Consider the following 16,441-nt stretch of genomic DNA (forward strand, 5'->3'; position numbering starts at 1 on the left):
GTCGTTTTGTCAAGCTTGAGGATGAGCAGCGCCACTGGGCGGTCGGGGTCATTTATAACTCTCAACTGTTGAATCCCCAGTTCCATCACATCAGCCCTCGCCTCACCACCCATGCCGACACCTTTCTCAGTCCCGATTTAGTCAGTGAAACCCGCACACTGCTGTGGATTGCCCTGATTGGTCATTTGGTTACTGCGGCAGATCGAACCTATGGCCACCAGGGGATGCCCACCCTTGTGGTGCCCGTGAATACGCCCGTGTGGCAGTTGACAACCGCCGAGGTGTTGGCCTTTCATCGCAATGCCCAAGGTCAAGCCCAGTTTCGCTACTATGCCCATTTGTTACGCTCAACGGGGAACTATGCAGCACCGCTGTTGGCACAAATTCTCGAAACCATTACGCCCCTCTTCAGTGGCACCGAGCAGCGATCGCTCGAAATTATCAACAAAGAGTTGGCTTGGCGGCATACCTTAGGGAGTTTGCGCTAAGACTGGACACAGAAATTGGGGTTTTGCAAATAAACTTCATGAAAATTCCTATGCAATAGTGACAAATTAGCGATACATCTGCTAAGGTCATTAAGTGTGTGAGGAGCGAACCAGTGAAGAGCACCGAGACGAAACACGGCCAGTCGCCGGTGCTCTTTCTGACTTTGACGCTATGCTGGCACGGGTTTGGAGTGCTGCCGTCTTAGGAATTGACGCGATTCCCGTCGGCGTTGAAGTGGATGTTGCTGGCGGCTTGCCGGGGATTGTCGTGGTCGGTCTGCCCGATGCTGGTGTACAAGAGGCACGGGAGCGCGTTAAGGCAGCGATTCGCAATGCGGGTTTTAGCTTCCCGATGCGGCGCATTGTGGTTAATCTCACCCCTGCCGATTTACGTAAAGAAGGCCCTAGCTTTGATCTCCCCATTAGCATTGGCATCTTAGCCGCTTCAGGACAGGTTGCAACGGATTTACTCGGCGACCATCTCTTTCTCGGCGAAGTGTCCCTCGATGGCACCTTGCAACCGGTGGCAGGGGTATTGGCGATCGCCGTTGCGGCGCAAGCCCAAAGAATGACCGGTCTCGTGGTACCCATGGCCAATGTCACGGAAGCAGCAGTTGTGCGGGGGCTAAAGGTCTACGGTTGCCACACCCTTGCCGAAGTTGCAGCCTTTTTGAATGACCCTAGCTCGCGATCGCCAGCAGCCAATTCCCTGAGTTGCCATGCCCCCCCCTCTCCTCGTTTTAGCGTTGACCTCAAGGACGTCAAGGGGCAGTATCAAGCGCGGCGTGCCCTAGAAATTGCGGCTGCGGGCGGGCACAATCTCATCTTTGTCGGGCCACCGGGCAGTGGTAAAACAATGTTGGCGCGGCGGTTACCAACGATCCTGCCGCCCTTGACCTTTGACGAAGCCCTTGAAGTCACCAAAATTCACTCCGTTGCTGGCTTGCTTAAAGAACGCGGTCAATTGATCCAAGACCCCCCCTTTCGCAGTCCTCATCACTCTGCCTCTGGCCCTGCCCTTGTCGGCGGTGGTAGCTATCCGCGACCGGGGGAAATTTCTCTTGCCCATCGCGGCGTGCTCTTTCTCGACGAATTGACCGAATTCAAGCGGGATGTCTTGGAATTTTTGCGCCAGCCCCTTGAGGATGGCCAAGTCACCATTGCCCGCACCCGCCAATCCGTAGTGTTCCCGGCGCAATTTACCTTGGTGGCCAGCACCAATCCCTGCCCCTGTGGCTATTATGGCGATCCAGTGCAACCCTGTACCTGCTCGCCGCGCCAGCGAGAACAGTACTGGGCAAAGCTCTCTGGCCCTCTGTTGGATCGCATTGATCTACAAGTGAGTGTCAGCCGCCTCAAGCCGGAGGAAATGACTCGCCAAACCCTAGGGGAAGATTCAGCCACAGTACGGCAGCGGGTCTTGGCGGCGCGATCGCGAGCGCAACAGCGATTTGCCCAAGAACCCACTGTCCACTGCAACGCCCAAATGCAAAGCCGCCATCTGCGGCAGTGGTGTCGTTTAGATGAGACTTCGACCCATCTCCTAGAAAGGGCGATCGCCCAACTGGGGCTCTCGGCGCGAGCCACGGACCGTATCCTAAAAGTAGCCCGTACCATTGCTGATCTGGCCGACTGTGAAACGATTGCCGCTGCCCATGTGGCCGAAGCCATTCAATACCGCACGATTGATCGTCTGCAATAGACCTGGCTGGTTGACGCTACTGCTGGGTTTCCTAGCTCTACTGCTCATCGGCTGTACAACGGGGACCCAATCCGAGAAGCCCATTGAACTGATTTTCTGGCATGGGGTCAACCCACCCCCCAACCGTGTGGTACTCCAGCGTCTTGTGGATCGCTTCAACGCCCGCCATCCCCAGATTCATGTCCAAGCCCTCTACGTTGGCCAACCCGACCAGCAGTTACCAAAAATTCTGGCCGCAGTGGTGGGCAATGCCGCACCAGATCTGCTTTGGTATAACCCTACGATTACGGGGCAGTTTGTTGATCTGGGTGCCCTGCGTCCCCTCGATGACTGGTGGCAAGCTTCCCCCTACCACGATCAAGTCAGTCCTGCCCTGAGACCAACAATGCGCTATGGCGACCATTACTGGTCAATTCCCTTTGCCACCAACAACATTGGGATTTTTTATCGTCCCAGTTTATTGGCTGCCGCTGGAGTGAAAACACTGCCTAGCACATGGCAGGAATTAGAGCAGGTAAGCCAAACCCTAAAGGCACAGGGCATCACTCCGCTCCTGCTTGCCCTTGGCCAAGGGGAATTTGCCGTTTTCACATGGTTGCCCTTTTTTTGGAGCGCTGGTGGCAGTCTCGGCGAAACGCCAGAAAGCGCCCACATTGACACACCACCCGCGATCGCAGCCCTTGACTTTTGGCAACGCCTCCGACAAGAGGGCTTAGCGACACTCTCTGCCCCGGAACGTGGTTATGAACTAGATCAATTTATCCGTGGCGAGGTGGCGATGCAGATTACAGGGCCTTGGACATTAGCACAACTACAACAGTCGGGGGTGGATTTTGGCGTCCTACCCATGCCCGCCCTCAAGACCGCCGCAACCGCACTGGGGGGCGAAAATCTCTTTGTCTTTCGCTCAACACCGCAACGGGAAGAGGCAGCTCTAGCCTTTCTGGACTACGTTCTCAGTGAAGAATTTCAAACGGAGTGGGCTTTGGGCACAGGGTATTTGCCCGTGAATGAACGGGTGCGTACCAACGATCGCTATCAGGCCTTTGTGGGGCAGCAACCTGCGCTTCGTGTTTTTCTAGATCAGATGGCCACTGCTCGGGCGCGTCCCAACTTCCGTGGCTATGCCCGCTTTTCCCAAACCCTTGGGCGAGCGATCGAAAGTGTTCTCCTTGGCAAATTAACCCCCAAAGCCGCTGTAGAAGCCGCAGAACGGCGTTGGCAACTCATGCGTCCGCGCTAGAACAAACTGCCCGCCGCCTTGACCATATTAGCTGGATTAAAGGCATCCATAGCAGCAGTGGCCTCATAACCACAGTGCACCATGCAGTCACGGCACTTGGGATTGCCACTTTTGTGGCCATACTTCTCCCACTCCGTATTTTCAATCAGTTCCTTCCAAGTCTTGTAATGCCCCTCATTGAGGAGATAGCAGGGTTTCTGCCAACCCAACACACTATAGCTGGGCATGCCCCAGGGGGTGCACTCGTAGTCCTTTTCACCCACAAGGAAATCAAGGAATAGGGGATTGTGGTTAAAGTTCCATTTCTTTTGACCCGCACGGTAGGGGGCGAGGATTTCACGGAAGAGGGCACGGGTTTGCTCCCGCTTGAGGAAGTGCTCCTGATCTGGTGCCCACTCATAGGCATAGCCCGGCGAAATCATCATGCCATCCACCCCCAGAGAACTCACAAAATCAAAGAATTCCTGCATTTCCTTGGGATCCACCCCTTCAAAAATTGTCGTGTTAGTGGTGACACGGAAGCCCTTGGCTTTGGCTGCTTTAATGGCTTTTACAGCTGTGTCAAAGACCCCTTGACGATCCACGCATTTGTCGTGCCACTCCCGCAGACCATCGAGGTGAACGCTGAAGCTAAAGTAGGGGGAGGGCTTGAACTTGTGGAGATTTTCCTCTAGAAGAATTCCGTTGGTACACAGATAAACAAACTTCCGCCGTGCCACCAAGCCACTGACAATTTCATCAATTTGCGGGTGCAGCAGGGGTTCGCCACCGGGAATAGCAACAATCGGCGCACCACATTCTTCAACGGCGCGGAAGCACTCCTCTGGGGTGAGATATTTGCGCAAGACTTCAAGGGGATGCTGAATCTTACCACAGCCCGAACAGGCCAGATTACAGCGAAAGAGAGGCTCAAGCATCAAGGTGAGGGGAAAGCGCTTTTTGCCCTGTAGGCGTTGTGAGATGATATAAGTTGCGACTTCCACTGCCTGCTTGATGTGGACTCCCATGGGCAATTCTCCTCAATGTGGCTAATTTTCTAGCCAAGACGCTTAATCAATGTTGAGATGTTTATAGTTGTAGCAGCTTTGTGGGCGATCGCCAAAGTGTCCTATCAGGTTTGCAAAGTGGCACACTATGCTCGTGCTCAAGAGGGTAGGGGCAGCGACAGTGAAAATTTTTGCAAAATCCCCTAGCCAATCTTGACAGAGATACCTATAATCAGAGACCATTAAAGGTACTGTAGAAAAATCCCTTTTGCTTAACCTCCATAGCTTAAGAGATCAAAGGTTAAGCATCAACTTTCATCAAGGCTGGCATGGGGTGACATCTTTTCCTTCTGCAAATCGTGCAGAGCTTTTTAGGTATCACCACAGTTGCGTTCCGCGTTCCAATGCCAACCCACCTCTACAGGAACCCTTTTCCCAACCATCTTAAAGCCAAACTTGCACGCGTCCCTTACAGGGGCAAGAGTGGCTAAACACTGTGCTAGATGCCTTTAGCCAATTCATGCTGACGTTTGTTTTGTTAAGAAATTCTAAGGATAATGAATGCCTAAGCAAATTATTATTGCCGAGGAACATCGGCTAGCGGCGGTCTTTGCCGAAGATCAAATTCAAGAATTAATCGTGGCTACGGGAACCCATCAGGTGGGGGACATCTACCTTGGCGTGGTTGAAAATGTCCTACCGGGCATTGATGCTGCCTTTGTCAACTTGGGGGATGCCTCCCGTAATGGCTTTATCCATGTCACTGACCTTGGCCCATTGCGCCTGAAGCGAACGGCTGGAGCAATCACGGAATTGCTCGCACCGCAGCAAAAAGTGCTGGTTCAGGTGATGAAGGAACCCACGGGCACCAAAGGGCCACGGCTGACAGGAAATATTTCGTTGCCCGGGCGCTATCTCGTGCTGATGCCCTATGGTCGGGGGGTGAATCTATCGCGACGGATTACCAATGAAGCCGAACGGCATCGGCTACGTGCCTTGGGCATTTTGGTCAAACCCGCGGGCATGGGGCTACTGGTGCGCACAGAGGCCGAGGGTGTCTCCGAAGAGGCCATTCTTGAGGATCTGGAACTTCTGCAACGGCAGTGGGAAACCATCCAACAGCAGGCGGCCTCCAGCCGTCCTCCTCAGCTTCTGGGGCGCGATGATGACTTTATCCAAAAAGTGTTGCGGGATGTCTATAGCAGTGATGTTAACCGCATTGTGGTGGATACGCCCGATGGGGTTAAACGGGTCAAACAGCACCTGAAAAACTGGAATGTCAATAAGCCCGTGGGGGTTCTCATTGACTATCACCAAGAACCCATTCCCATTTTGGATTACTTTCGGGTAAATGCTGCCATTCGTGAAGCCCTGAAACCCCGTGTGGATTTGCCCTCCGGTGGCTATATTATCATTCAACCGACAGAGGCACTGACGGTCATTGATGTCAACTCCGGTTCATTCACCAGTTCAGCCACCTCGCGGGAAACAGTGCTGTGGACGAACTGCGAAGCAGCTACGGAGATTGCTCGCCAACTGCGACTGCGCAATATTGCTGGCGTAATCATTGTGGATTTTATTGACATGGATTCCCGCCGCGACCAGTTGCAACTGCTGGAGCACTTTAGTAAAGCCCTGCGTGCTGATAAAGCCCGTCCCCAAATTGCTCAACTCTCAGAACTGGGGCTGGTGGAACTGACCCGCAAACGCCAAGGGCAAAATATCTATGAACTTTTTGGCCGCCCCTGTAGTGCCTGTGGTGGCCTGGGTCACTTGGTGCATTTACCCGGTGAACCGGAAGATAGCCCCGGCGAAATTGTCGAGCGATCGCCCATGCCGCGTCCACCGGAGCCACGCCGCAGTTTAGAATCCCGCACTGAACCCAATGGCTTTGCCAGTAGCAGTCTAGAAACCCAACTCATTAACCACCCTGACTATCAAGGGGTGGGGGGTATTCGCCCGCGTACTTCCCGCAGTAGTCATCCACCAACCCCCCGCAGTCCGCGCCGTGCCTCTGAAAATGGCAATGGCCGCAAGGTGATTACCACCCCTACAGAAACGGCGCCGCCGCCAGTGGTTAAAGTGGAGAGCCGGCCGCCGCGCCCTGCCCGTCCGAACCGTTCTGAACCAGCGGAAGTGATTACCGTAACAATGACGGATCAAGAGCAGGCGGTCTATGCGGAAATGGGAATTTCACCCCTTGTGCTGCACTCTGAGGAGGTGAAGAATCCTCGGGGAACGATTGTTATGGTGGCCCGCCCCGGCCAAGACCCCCTACCCCTGCCCCAGAAAACCGCACGACCCGTCAGTGAGGGAATGCCTGAGGATATCCCAGAGACTGCTGATGAGCCGCCCTTCCCGGTGGCCAGCACGATGAATGTCGAGCCGATTCCGGTCAATGCGCTGCTCAATACCAGTGAGCCAGAAGTCACGACCGAGACTGAAGCCGGCAGGGAAGCATCCACCCCGGAAGCCTCTGTGCCTGCAGGTCGGCGGCGACGGCGACGGGTGACCAGCAGCGAGCAACTCTCCCTTGATGCCAACGCCTAGGCGCGGGAATGTTGGGGCAACTCCATCCTGCCCTCATCCAAGAGTGGCTTGAGGCGGCTGCAACAGAAATTCCCAAGGGGGAACCGCTTCAGCGGCTGCCGAGGGTGGGGTCTGAGGCCTTTGCCTTTGCGGTGGTGACCCCGGCGCAACAGTTTACCCTTGGGCATTCCAGTTTGCGCTTTCCCTTGATGAGTGCAATTAAGCCCTTCTTGCTGCTGTATGCCTTGACACTGTGGCAGGAGCAGGTGTGGACGTGGGTGGGACAGCGACCCTCAGATTACCCCTATAACTCTGTGTTGCAGTTAACCCTGGATCAGGGGTGGCCCCGCAATCCCATGATTAATAGTGGGGCGATCGCCCTTGCTAGCCAGTTGGCTCATGTTGGCGGTGTCGCAGTCTTTCAGACTTGGCTCAATGAATGTGCTGGTACACAGTTGCGGGTGGATCAGGAGGCGTTAGCAGCAGTCTATCGCCATCCCAACTGGCAAAATCGCACCCTTGCCCACTTCTTAGTGGAGTCTGGACGCATTGCCGATGGGGCGGTTGCCCTTGAGATCTACAATCAGGTGTGCTGTTTCCAAGGAACAGTTGAGGAAGTGGCGCGCTTGGGTCTTCTATTGGCACTGCCCCATGCCAAGGTCAGCGATCGCCATCGTCAGCAGGTGAATGTGCTCATGCTCACCTGTGGCCTCTACGAGGACTCCCCCCGCTATGCCCTAGAGATTGGCTTGCCCGTGAAATCGGGTGTCAGCGGTGTGATTTTGGCCATTGTGCCGCGACAGGGGGCGATCGCCTGCTACAGTCCACCCCTTGATCGCAGTGGCAACTCGATTTTGGGTCTATACTTGCTCCAGCGCATCAGCCGCCACCTCGGCCTCAGTCCCTTGGGCTAACTGCACCACCAAGCGGCGATCGGGTTCCTCACCGTGGCTAAAGGTTTCAAGGCGATCGCTTTCTACTTTAATCAGACTGTGAACGACGCGCCGCTCTGCCGCTGACAGGGAGCGAATTTCAACGGGTTTACCGCTGGCGAGGACTTGGGCCGCCACCTGATGGGCAATCTCCTGCAACTGGCGATAACGGGCACGGCGATAGCCCGCCAATTCCAAGGTAAAAGCTGTTTGCTCCTCCCGCGATCGCCCTAAATTCAACGTAGCATTGAGCAGATATTGCAAGGCATCAAGAGCTTGGGCATTGTTGGCCAGCAGGGACTCAACTTGTGCAGCACTCAGGGGCTGGCGATCGATTTCTAGCCAGTGCCCCGGCACCACACCTGCTAAAGGAGATTCCACCACGGCAACAGTTGTCTTAAAGCCTGCTAAAGCAAGCGCCTGTTCGAGCCACGCACACCCCGCAGCAATTGGATCAGCGGTCATGCCTCCCCTCAACTTGATGGATTACGCTTGGCTTTGGTGGCCTTGGCACTTTTAGCGCCCTTGCCCTCAAAGGGAAGAGCAGCCCGATTTTTAATGGCTTCAGCCCGTTCCTGCTCCTCCACCAGTTTTTGCAGGTTCTCTGGCAGCGGCTCCTGTTGGAGAATAAAGGTCTGCACCGTCTGGAAGATGTTGGCTATCAGCATATAGAGCAGCACCCCTGCCGGCAGCGGGAAAAAGAGGAACATTCCAGAAAAGATAATCGGCGTCAATTGATTTACAGTTTGCTGCTGCGGGTTATTGCTGCTGCCTTGGCCAGAGAGCAACTGGTTGACGTAGAGACTGACGCCAAAGCCAAGGATCATGACTAGGATATCCCAGTGGATTGCGCCCCAATTAAACTGGCGTGTACCATCCGGCAGCGTGAGAAATAGTTCCCCTTGATCAATGGCACCCACATGGCCAAGGGCAGAAATAAAGAGAAAACCTTTATCAGCGGCAATCCCCGGAATCGTTCCCTGTACAGTGACATCGCCGGGTTGCAGGGCTTGCAAATGCCCTTCACCATCAATGGTTGCCCGCTCTTGACCACGAATAATTTGCCACTTGGGTTGCAGGTGACTATTGGGATAGGCGGCGGCCAGTTCACTAAAGGGTTTTCCGTCCTTGGTTTGGAACTGGAGATGCACCGTTTGGCCCACTGGAATCTTGGTACCGCTGGGAACCACCGCCTGAATAGGAAAGTGGATGCCCTCGTCAACGTAGATATTTTGCGGTTTAGTGGCAAAGGGCTGGGCTAAGACAGTTTGATCGGGGGGGACAATTTGCAGGTTGATCTGGTAATTCACATCGGCAAAGGGTGATCCACGGAGCGTCGCAAAGAGGGCAAAGAGAATCGGCAACTGCAACAGCAGGGGGAAACACCCCGCTAAGGGATTGCCAAACTCCCTATACACCTCTGCCATTGCCTTTTGCTGTTCGGCAGGATTATCCTTGTATTTCTGTTGGATTTCCTGCATCCGTTTTTGCATGATTGGCTGCACAACTTTCATGCGCCGCATATTGCGAATTGATCCCGCACTGAGGGGATAGACAGCAAAGCGCACCACCAATGTCAGCGCCACAATCGCAAGGCCATAGCTCGGCACAATCCCATAGAAAAAATCAAGGATTGGCAGCATGACATTGTTGGAGAGGAAACCGATACCAAAATCCATGGAATCCTGCAATTAGGGGTGAACAGTTAACAGAACTATCTTAGGTCTTTAGAACCAATCGCGCCACTGACACTTTTGGCAGCGGGACTCAATTTGGCAGAAATATAGGTGTAAATTTCACGGAAGCGGGGGACAGCGCGCATTTCTAAGCGGCTACCATCTTTGAGGGTGACGACCATATCGCCGTAGGCGCCCCAACCGCGAGGAACGGTGACGACTTTAGTAATTTCGCTATAAATAACATCGGAGCGATCGCGCCCCATCCAGCCGCCTATCACCGTAATCCGCCGATTTGTAATGCGGTAGCGCAGCCAGAGGGCACGAACAATGGCACCGACTGTAAGGGGCAGACAAATCACCGTTAGCCCCAACAGCAAGTTAATCACTAAGTCACCCCAATGGGGACCGCCTTCGTAGAAAACGTCTTCGGAAATTCCCGGCATTGTCAGTACCCCGGCTTTGGCCATTAACTGCGTCAATTCAGCGCGACAGTCCTCGTCACTCACGTGCAGTGCCGCCTGACGCACTACCACAATCATATCCCACCCTGCGGCTATCTGCGGTAAGAGGGGGCAGATCACCCGTCGCCATTGCCGCTTCAAACGGTTGCGATCAACGGCTCGCCTACTGACCTTTTTACTGACCACAATGCCCAGCCGTGGTGCTGCCTTGACGGCTTGGGGCGCCAGCCAAAGAACGGCCAGTTTGCCGTGGTGGGCGGTTTTGTGTTGATAAACGCGGTCAAAATCATGGCGATCGCGCAGGCGATGTTGACGAGGCAGCACTAGACGGTGAGCCGTGCCCGTCCTTTACGCCGCCGTGCCTTAATCACGTTCTGACCCGATTTGGTACGCATGCGCGCGCGGAACCCAGAGGTGCGTTTACGTTTGCGGACAGTGCCGCCTAGTGTACGTTGCGTCATGGCTGTTGCAGTTATGATGGTTGATCAGAAAAAACACTGCCCCAAGGGGCACGCCCTAGTCAGTCGTTAGAGCGATCTACAATCGTATCACTTCCCGTGAGGCAGCGGTAGCCCTGCAAGGCTATTGCCGTCTTGGTCGTGTTGCCTATCATTGCTCACATCCTACGGACGAGGTTTGCGTGATTAGCTCTGCCGAAGATCTCTGGCACCAAATTTTGGAGCGTTTGCAACTGTTGCTCAGTCGCCCGACGTTTGAAACTTGGATTAAGACAGCAACGGTGCAGTCCTTTGATGGCCAGACCCTTACGATTTGCACCCCCAATCCCTTTGCCCGCAATTGGCTGCAAAAGTACTATTTGAAAACCATTGCCGATGTGGCACGGGAAATTGTTGGTGAGGCGGTGGAGATTGAGCTGGCGATCGCCCAAGGGGCAGAGCATGACACCAGCATTCGCCCCACCAGTCGTGCTGAAGTAGAGGCCACCCCCCCTCCGGCTCGTCATCGCGGCAGTGAACTGAATCCTAAATATGTCTTTTCCCGCTATGTCGTTGGCCCCAATAACCGCATGGCCCATGCGGCCTGCTTGGCGGTAGCGGAATCACCGGGGCGGGAGTTTAATCCCCTCTTTCTCTGTGGCGGTGTTGGCTTGGGCAAGACCCATCTCATGCAGGCGATCGGTCACTATCGCTTAGAAATCGACCCCAATGCCAAGATTTTCTATGTCTCGACCGAGCAGTTTACGAATGATTTGATTGCCGCCATCCGCAAAGACAGTATGCAGAGCTTTCGCGAGCACTATCGGGCGGTGGATGTAATGCTCGTCGATGACATTCAATTTATTGAGGGCAAGGAATACACCCAAGAGGAATTTTTTCACACTTTTAACACGCTGCACGAGGCCGGTAAGCAGGTGGTCTTGGCCAGCGATCGCCCCCCCAGTCAAATTCCCCGCCTGCAAGAGCGCCTCTGCTCCCGCTTTTCCATGGGGCTGATAGCGGATATTCAACCCCCCGACTTGGAAACCCGTATGGCCATTCTCCAGAAAAAAGCGGAGTACGAGAATATCCGCCTGCCCCGCGATGTGATTGAATATATTGCCGCCAGCTACACTTCCAACATTCGGGAACTAGAGGGGGCACTGATTCGAGCGGTGGCCTACATTTCCATCTCTGGGTTGCCGATGACGGTGGAAAATATTGCCCCCGTCCTGAGTCCAGCCATCCGCAAAATTGAGACCTCCCCAGAGGTGATCCTCAATGTGGTCTCTGAAGCCCTGAATGTGTCCATTAGTGATCTCAAGGGCAACTCCCGCCGCCGCGAAATTAGCATGGCGCGTCAAGTGGGCATGTATCTGATGCGCCAGTACACCGGCTTGAGCCTGCCGAAAATTGGCGAAGAGTTTGGCGGCAAGGATCACACCACCGTCATGTATAGCTGTGACAAGGTGGCTGAACTGCAACGTACGGATCCAGAAATGGGCAGCCTGCTGCGACAACTCAGCGATCGCATCAATTTGGCCAGTCGTCCCACAGAGCCATAGGGCCCAGAGCCTTCCTATGCCAAGATAAAAATAGTCTTGAAAGAGGTATGAATGCATATCCTCATTCCCGCCGCCGGCATGGGTAAACGCATGGGGGCAGGCCATAATAAACTGCGCTTGCAACTCTTGGGCAAACCCCTGTTGGCATGGACCTTGGCAGCGGTGGCTGCTGCGGAAGCGATTGAATGGATCGGCGTTATTGGCCAGCCAGAGGACTTCCCCACTTGGGAAGCACTCCTTGGGGACTTGAACCTACGGCAGCCCGTCCAGCTCATTCAAGGGGGTGAGACCCGCCAAGCCTCCGTTTTTAATGGGTTACAGGCACTTCCGGAAGCGGCTGAGCAGGTGCTGATCCACGATGGTGCTCGCTGCCTTGCGACCCCCGATCTGATAAACCGCTGTGCCCAAGCCCTAGAGACCTATGCGGGACTGATTGCGGCCGTGCCGGTCAAGGATACAATTAAAATTGTCAATCGCGAAGGGGTTGTGGTCCAAACCCCAGAGCGAGACTCCCTGTGGGCGGCTCAAACTCCCCAAGGCTTTCGCGTCGAACCCTTGCGTATTGCCCATGAAATGGCGGTGGCTAAAGGCTGGGAAGTCACGGATGATGCTGCCCTCTTTGAACGCCTCGGCTATGCGGTGCACATTGTTTTAGGTGAGGAAACGAATCTGAAGATAACGACTCCCAGCGATCTCCCCCTTGCAGAACGACTCTTGCAGCATCGCCAGAAGCAAGACCAAAGAGTGATAGCCTCCTAAGCCAAGGTTTCAGGGCAATAGCCCAAGCCTTGAATAAACTGTTTGCGAAACACTTCGATGTCATCGTAGTTGGGGTAGCCGTGGGAAACGATCGCCACTTGATAGCGGCGCATCACATCCACCATTGACTGTCCGGTTTCCAGTGCCCACAGTGCCATTTTCAGCGAAATCCCTGGCGTGTAGGGGAATCCCAATTCGTTCAAGAAGGCGCGGAAATTCCCTGCTTCTTCGTCGGAGAGGGGCAAATGCATTTTGATGCGAACCACCCACCCATCCACTTGATGAATAACTGTAACAAACTGTAGTGGTAGCTTGGCGTATTCATGCAAGAATTGCACAACCCGCAGGGTAAGGCTGGCATTGCTGAGGTGATAGATGAAATCCATGGTGTTGACCTCTTACCCTTGATACCTTATATTGTCGGTGGCACACAGAGCGATCGCCTAGGGGAATTGTCCGCAATTTGCTGGGGGAATCTCCCCTATCCTTAGGATTGAGATAATCGCTGCCGAGGAGTGCCACTGAGCAGATCATGGGCTGCCTGCAAAATCCTTGGAATTTTCTCCCGATGGGGACTATTTTGCAAACAGGGGGCTAGTTCTAAGTGTTTCACCTGTGCCGCATTGGCCCCCGGAAACCAGTGGCCACCGTTGCCAAGCAAGTTATAGCGCATACGGGCATACTCGAGCAAATCGTAGGCCTGCACCAGATTCCACAGCCAGAGAATGGTGGGGATATTCACTTCACCGGGGGTGTGGCGATAGTCTGGCAGTCCGTCATGCCAAGTGTGGTACCAGTCTTCCCCCAAACGCTCAATGGCGGCTTGCTCCAGCCGTGCCAAGATCGGCGGCAAAATCTCATCGGCCCGATCCAACAGGTCTAGCACCTTTAGATGCTCATCAAAATCACTGGGGCGAGCAGCACCGACACTCAGGGTATGCACTTGAGGATGGGAGAGGCAAAACAGATCGTTAAAGACCATCGGGCTGAGGGGAGCGCACAGTTCCACAAGGCGTTGGGGGGGGTTGTAGAGCATTCCCCCCTTATCCGCAGGGCTAATGATGAAGACGCCCATATCACGGGCTTGGGCATCGAGGATGGCAGGCCAATTCTGCTGATTGATGTAGTACCAATGCAGGTTGACATAGTCAAACACATCGCTGGCGATCGCTTGCCGAATCACCTCTAAGCTGCCGTGGGTAGAAAAGCCAATGAAGCGAATCTTTCCTGCCGCTTGCAAGTCCCGTGCCACTTCTAGGCATCCCCCCGGTCGCAGCACCTGTTCTAGATGCTCGGGTAGGTTAATGCCATGGATTCCCAGCAAATCAATGTAGTCCAGCCGCAGATTGCGCAGAGAGGTTTCAAAGGTTTCCCGAAATTCCTTGGCGGTGGGTCGCGGGCCCACTTTGGTTTGCACAATCAGTTTTTCCCGAGGTAGCCGAGGCAAAATTTTGCCCAACTGCACTTCTGAGGTGCCATAGCCACGGGCAGTTTCAATATGGTTAATCCCTAGTTCAACGGCACGGCAAATCGTTGCCTCCAAATTGCGTTGATTGTCCTCAGGAATTGTACTCGGACTGACATCCTGCCATGAAAACTGATAGCGCATGCCGCCACAGGAAAAGACAGGCATTGGTAATTGGGTACGACCAAAGCGACGGTAGCGCATAGTCAACTCAAGAAACGTTTCTTCACCATTGTTGCGGAATTCCCGATCCTTCGCTAACGGGGGCATTAGGGGCTGAGGCAACGGCACTAAAGAGAGTACCCAGAATATCCCTTGCGCTAGGCTAGAAAAAATGACAGCAATTATGTTTGTATGTCCCAAGGGAAAAGTAATTCTCTCCTGCCCCTACTCCTTTCCCTGCTGGCTACCCTCGGCCTTTTGGGCATTGGTGTAGTGCTGGTGCTTCGCCTGATCAATAACGGCGACATCATTGGCAATGGCAGTCTCAATCTCGGAACCGAGGGTCAATCCACGTTTACCCAAGTGAAGAATGTTCCCAGTGGTCTTTTTAATTATGGCGGTAGCACCACTTGGGCACCCATTCGCCGCGATGTGGATCCGCTGCTGCAAGTTGCTTGGCCCAATTTTCGACTACGCTATGTCGATCCCCCCACAGGAACGCCGGGGTCGGGCAGCGGTATCCGTATGTTACTGAATAATCAATTGTCTTTCTCGCAATCTTCCCGTCCCCTCAAGGACGAAGAGTTAGCCAAGGCGGCGACTCAGGGCGTGAAATTAACTGCAATTCCCGTTGCTATTGATGGGCTGGCGATCGCCGTCAATCCGAGGCTGGGCATCCCTGGACTAACGGTACAAGAGATTGTGGACATTTACACAGGTAAAATAATCAATTGGCAGCAGGTGGGCGGTCCAAGCTTAAAGATTACCCTCTTCTCTCGCCGTCCCGAAGATGGTGGTACGGTTGAGTACTTTATTCAAGAGGTGCTGGGACAGCAGCCTATGAGCAGCACTGTAGTCATGGTTCGCGATACCACGAATGGCCTACGGCGCGTCGCCGCGACACTGGGGGGTATTTACTATGCCTCTGCCCCAGAGGTGGTGGGGCAGTGTACTATCCGCCCACTTCCCCTTGGCCGCCAAAAGGATGAATATGTGCCTCCCTATCAGGAACCTTACGTTCCTCCAGAGCGCTGTCCCCAACAGCGTAACCAATTGAATCACCGTGTATTTCAAGACGGGACTTATCCAATCACCCGCCGCCTCTTTGTGATTATCAAGGAAGATAACAGCCTCGATGCCAAAGCCGGTCGTGCCTATGCTGACCTCTTGCTTACGGATCAAGGACAAGCGGCCATTGAAAAGGCAGGGTTTGTGCGCCTGCGCTAGCGATCGCCCACTGAACAGGGTTTTGGCCAAAATCAACATTCTGGCACCGCCACCCCAGATAATAGATATAGATCTTGCCACCTGCTTCTTAATCTGAATCCATGACCTACAAGCGACTCAGTGACAGCGAACGCCAGCGTGTCTTTCAGCAGTACACTGCCGGACAAACGATCAAAGCTCTGGCAGCGGAATTTGGTGTTAGTGAAAACACCATTCGGCGTGTGATCAAACAAATGGAAGACGAAGCGGCTCCGCTACTGGCCGTGGCCACAACGGATGAAATGTCAGAGGAAGAGGATGTAGAAGAAGATGTAGAAACGGTAGAGGCCGTTGTCCTCGATGAGGATGACTACAGCGATGAAGAGGATGACGATCTCGAAGATGACGATGACGAGGAACTCGAGGGGGACACTCCCTTACCTGATCTCGCCGATGTAGAAGTGGTGCAGTCGGTGGAAGTCATTCCCCTTGCAGAAGCGGTGCTCCCCCGTCCCTGTTATGTTGTCGTGGATCGGCGCGCGGAACTGCTCACCCGTCCCCTAGAAGCCTTTCGCGGTTTAGGCGCCCTCTCCAGTGAGGAAGCGCAACAAAGTACCCTACCCATTTTCGACAGCCGCCCCGTGGCTCTCCGCTATTCTCAGCAAAATCAACGCCTTTATAAGGCTAATGATGTGCAGTGGCGCAAGACAGTCGTCAAGGTACCCGACGGCGAAATGCTGCGCAAAGTGCGCAGCTATCTTCAGTCCAAAGGGATTACCCGCTTGCTGTACCATGGGCGGGTGTATGCTCTTGATTGAGATAAGCTA

16 protein-coding genes and 1 pseudogene are annotated in these 16,441 nt (G+C 54.2%); 9 read left to right on the forward strand and 8 right to left on the reverse strand.

Going from position 1 to position 16,441, the window contains the following annotated elements:
* The 3 genes from IGQ15_RS04730 to IGQ15_RS04740 form a co-directional block, all read left to right on the forward strand.
* On the forward strand, window positions 1-488 hold a 488-nt coding region (locus tag IGQ15_RS04730; protein WP_297049109.1), incomplete at its 5' end, for a hypothetical protein.
* A gap of 172 nt (window positions 489-660) precedes the next feature.
* Window positions 661-2,190, forward strand: a complete 1,530-nt coding sequence (locus tag IGQ15_RS04735) for a YifB family Mg chelatase-like AAA ATPase (RefSeq protein ID WP_297049150.1) — start codon at window positions 661-663, stop codon at window positions 2,188-2,190.
* 10 nt (window positions 2,191-2,200) lie between these two features.
* Window positions 2,201-3,433: an ABC transporter substrate-binding protein gene (locus tag IGQ15_RS04740; RefSeq protein ID WP_297049111.1), complete on the forward strand. Its 1,233-nt coding sequence runs from the start codon at window positions 2,201-2,203 to the stop codon at window positions 3,431-3,433.
* Here IGQ15_RS04740 and hpnH read toward each other — a convergent pair.
* Window positions 3,430-4,440: an adenosyl-hopene transferase HpnH gene (gene hpnH, locus IGQ15_RS04745; RefSeq protein WP_297049113.1), complete on the reverse strand. Its 1,011-nt coding sequence runs from the start codon at window positions 4,438-4,440 to the stop codon at window positions 3,430-3,432. The two genes, IGQ15_RS04740 and hpnH, sit on opposite strands and share 4 nt — an antisense overlap.
* Before the next feature lie 540 nt (window positions 4,441-4,980).
* On the opposite strand from hpnH, the gene IGQ15_RS04750 reads away from it, so the two are divergent.
* Both IGQ15_RS04750 and IGQ15_RS04755 read left to right on the forward strand, forming a co-directional pair.
* Window positions 4,981-6,969 (forward strand): Rne/Rng family ribonuclease, encoded by a 1,989-nt coding sequence (locus tag IGQ15_RS04750; RefSeq protein WP_297049115.1) that lies wholly within the window; start codon window positions 4,981-4,983, stop codon window positions 6,967-6,969.
* Between the two features lie 8 nt (window positions 6,970-6,977).
* Complete coding sequence (locus IGQ15_RS04755; RefSeq protein WP_297049116.1) at window positions 6,978-7,862, forward strand: glutaminase; 885 nt, start codon at window positions 6,978-6,980, stop codon at window positions 7,860-7,862.
* On the opposite strand, the gene IGQ15_RS04760 is transcribed toward IGQ15_RS04755, so the two are convergent.
* From IGQ15_RS04760 to rpmH, 5 genes and pseudogenes are all read right to left on the reverse strand, one after another.
* Window positions 7,809-8,345 carry a R3H domain-containing nucleic acid-binding protein gene (locus tag IGQ15_RS04760; RefSeq protein ID WP_297049118.1) on the reverse strand — a complete coding sequence of 179 codons (537 nt, stop codon included), beginning with the start codon at window positions 8,343-8,345 and terminating at the stop codon, window positions 7,809-7,811. The genes IGQ15_RS04755 and IGQ15_RS04760 overlap by 54 nt on opposite strands.
* Window positions 8,346-8,353: 8 nt before the next feature.
* On the reverse strand, window positions 8,354-9,559 hold the full coding sequence (yidC, locus tag IGQ15_RS04765; RefSeq protein WP_297049120.1) for a membrane protein insertase YidC: 1,206 nt from the start codon (window positions 9,557-9,559) through the stop codon (window positions 8,354-8,356).
* 35 nt (window positions 9,560-9,594) lie between these two features.
* Complete coding sequence (locus IGQ15_RS04770) at window positions 9,595-10,002, reverse strand: PH domain-containing protein (protein WP_297049152.1); 408 nt, start codon at window positions 10,000-10,002, stop codon at window positions 9,595-9,597.
* A gap of 24 nt (window positions 10,003-10,026) precedes the next feature.
* Window positions 10,027-10,344 (reverse strand): annotated as a pseudogene (gene rnpA / locus IGQ15_RS04775) (ribonuclease P protein component); the annotation flags it as partial.
* Entirely contained in the window at window positions 10,344-10,481 is a 138-nt protein-coding gene (gene rpmH, locus IGQ15_RS04780; protein ID WP_011056450.1) for a 50S ribosomal protein L34, read from the reverse strand. The pseudogene rnpA and the gene rpmH, both read right to left, overlap by 1 nt.
* A 179-nt stretch (window positions 10,482-10,660) precedes the next feature.
* Between rpmH and dnaA the strand changes: the two genes are divergently transcribed.
* Window positions 10,661-12,022, forward strand: coding sequence for a chromosomal replication initiator protein DnaA (gene dnaA / locus IGQ15_RS04785; RefSeq protein ID WP_297049122.1), 1,362 nt, complete (start codon window positions 10,661-10,663; stop codon window positions 12,020-12,022).
* A 51-nt stretch (window positions 12,023-12,073) separates the two neighbouring features.
* A complete protein-coding gene (gene ispD, locus IGQ15_RS04790) occupies window positions 12,074-12,781 on the forward strand; it encodes a 2-C-methyl-D-erythritol 4-phosphate cytidylyltransferase (protein ID WP_297049124.1) in 708 nt (235 codons plus the stop codon).
* Here the strand turns inward: ispD and IGQ15_RS04795 are convergent.
* Entirely contained in the window at window positions 12,778-13,167 is a 390-nt protein-coding gene (locus IGQ15_RS04795) for a hypothetical protein (RefSeq protein ID WP_297049126.1), read from the reverse strand. The two genes, ispD and IGQ15_RS04795, sit on opposite strands and share 4 nt — an antisense overlap.
* Before the next feature lie 101 nt (window positions 13,168-13,268).
* Window positions 13,269-14,450, reverse strand: coding sequence for an aldo/keto reductase (locus IGQ15_RS04800; protein ID WP_297049153.1), 1,182 nt, complete (start codon window positions 14,448-14,450; stop codon window positions 13,269-13,271).
* A gap of 150 nt (window positions 14,451-14,600) precedes the next feature.
* Here IGQ15_RS04800 and IGQ15_RS04805 point away from each other — a divergent pair, with 150 nt between their 5' ends.
* Complete coding sequence (locus IGQ15_RS04805) at window positions 14,601-15,635, forward strand: PstS family phosphate ABC transporter substrate-binding protein (RefSeq protein WP_297049128.1); 1,035 nt, start codon at window positions 14,601-14,603, stop codon at window positions 15,633-15,635.
* Window positions 15,636-15,736: 101 nt separating this feature from the next.
* Window positions 15,737-16,432, forward strand: a complete 696-nt coding sequence (locus IGQ15_RS04810) for a helix-turn-helix domain-containing protein (protein WP_297049130.1) — start codon at window positions 15,737-15,739, stop codon at window positions 16,430-16,432.
* Window positions 16,433-16,441: the final 9 nt, after the last annotated feature.

Origin of the sequence: Thermosynechococcus sp. M98_K2018_005 (assembly GCF_015295825.1) — a bacterium.
Taxonomy (GTDB): domain Bacteria; phylum Cyanobacteriota; class Cyanobacteriia; order Thermosynechococcales; family Thermosynechococcaceae; genus Thermosynechococcus.

What these genes read in the sequence shown, in the direction of transcription:
- IGQ15_RS04735 (WP_297049150.1), top strand. Translation starts at nt 661, where the DNA reads ATGCTGGCACGGGTTTGGAGTGCTGCCGTCTTAGGAATTGACGCGATT.
- hpnH (WP_297049113.1), bottom strand. Translation starts at nt 4,440, where the DNA reads ATGGGAGTCCACATCAAGCAGGCAGTGGAAGTCGCAACTTATATCATC.
- IGQ15_RS04750 (WP_297049115.1), top strand. Translation starts at nt 4,981, where the DNA reads ATGCCTAAGCAAATTATTATTGCCGAGGAACATCGGCTAGCGGCGGTC.
- IGQ15_RS04755 (WP_297049116.1), top strand. Translation starts at nt 6,978, where the DNA reads ATGTTGGGGCAACTCCATCCTGCCCTCATCCAAGAGTGGCTTGAGGCG.
- IGQ15_RS04760 (WP_297049118.1), bottom strand. Translation starts at nt 8,345, where the DNA reads ATGACCGCTGATCCAATTGCTGCGGGGTGTGCGTGGCTCGAACAGGCG.
- yidC (WP_297049120.1), bottom strand. Translation starts at nt 9,559, where the DNA reads ATGGATTTTGGTATCGGTTTCCTCTCCAACAATGTCATGCTGCCAATC.
- IGQ15_RS04770 (WP_297049152.1), bottom strand. Translation starts at nt 10,002, where the DNA reads ATGCCGGGAATTTCCGAAGACGTTTTCTACGAAGGCGGTCCCCATTGG.
- rpmH (WP_011056450.1), bottom strand. Translation starts at nt 10,481, where the DNA reads ATGACGCAACGTACACTAGGCGGCACTGTCCGCAAACGTAAACGCACC.
- ispD (WP_297049124.1), top strand. Translation starts at nt 12,074, where the DNA reads ATGCATATCCTCATTCCCGCCGCCGGCATGGGTAAACGCATGGGGGCA.
- IGQ15_RS04795 (WP_297049126.1), bottom strand. Translation starts at nt 13,167, where the DNA reads ATGGATTTCATCTATCACCTCAGCAATGCCAGCCTTACCCTGCGGGTT.
- IGQ15_RS04800 (WP_297049153.1), bottom strand. Translation starts at nt 14,450, where the DNA reads ATGCGCTACCGTCGCTTTGGTCGTACCCAATTACCAATGCCTGTCTTT.
- IGQ15_RS04805 (WP_297049128.1), top strand. Translation starts at nt 14,601, where the DNA reads ATGTCCCAAGGGAAAAGTAATTCTCTCCTGCCCCTACTCCTTTCCCTG.
- IGQ15_RS04810 (WP_297049130.1), top strand. Translation starts at nt 15,737, where the DNA reads ATGACCTACAAGCGACTCAGTGACAGCGAACGCCAGCGTGTCTTTCAG.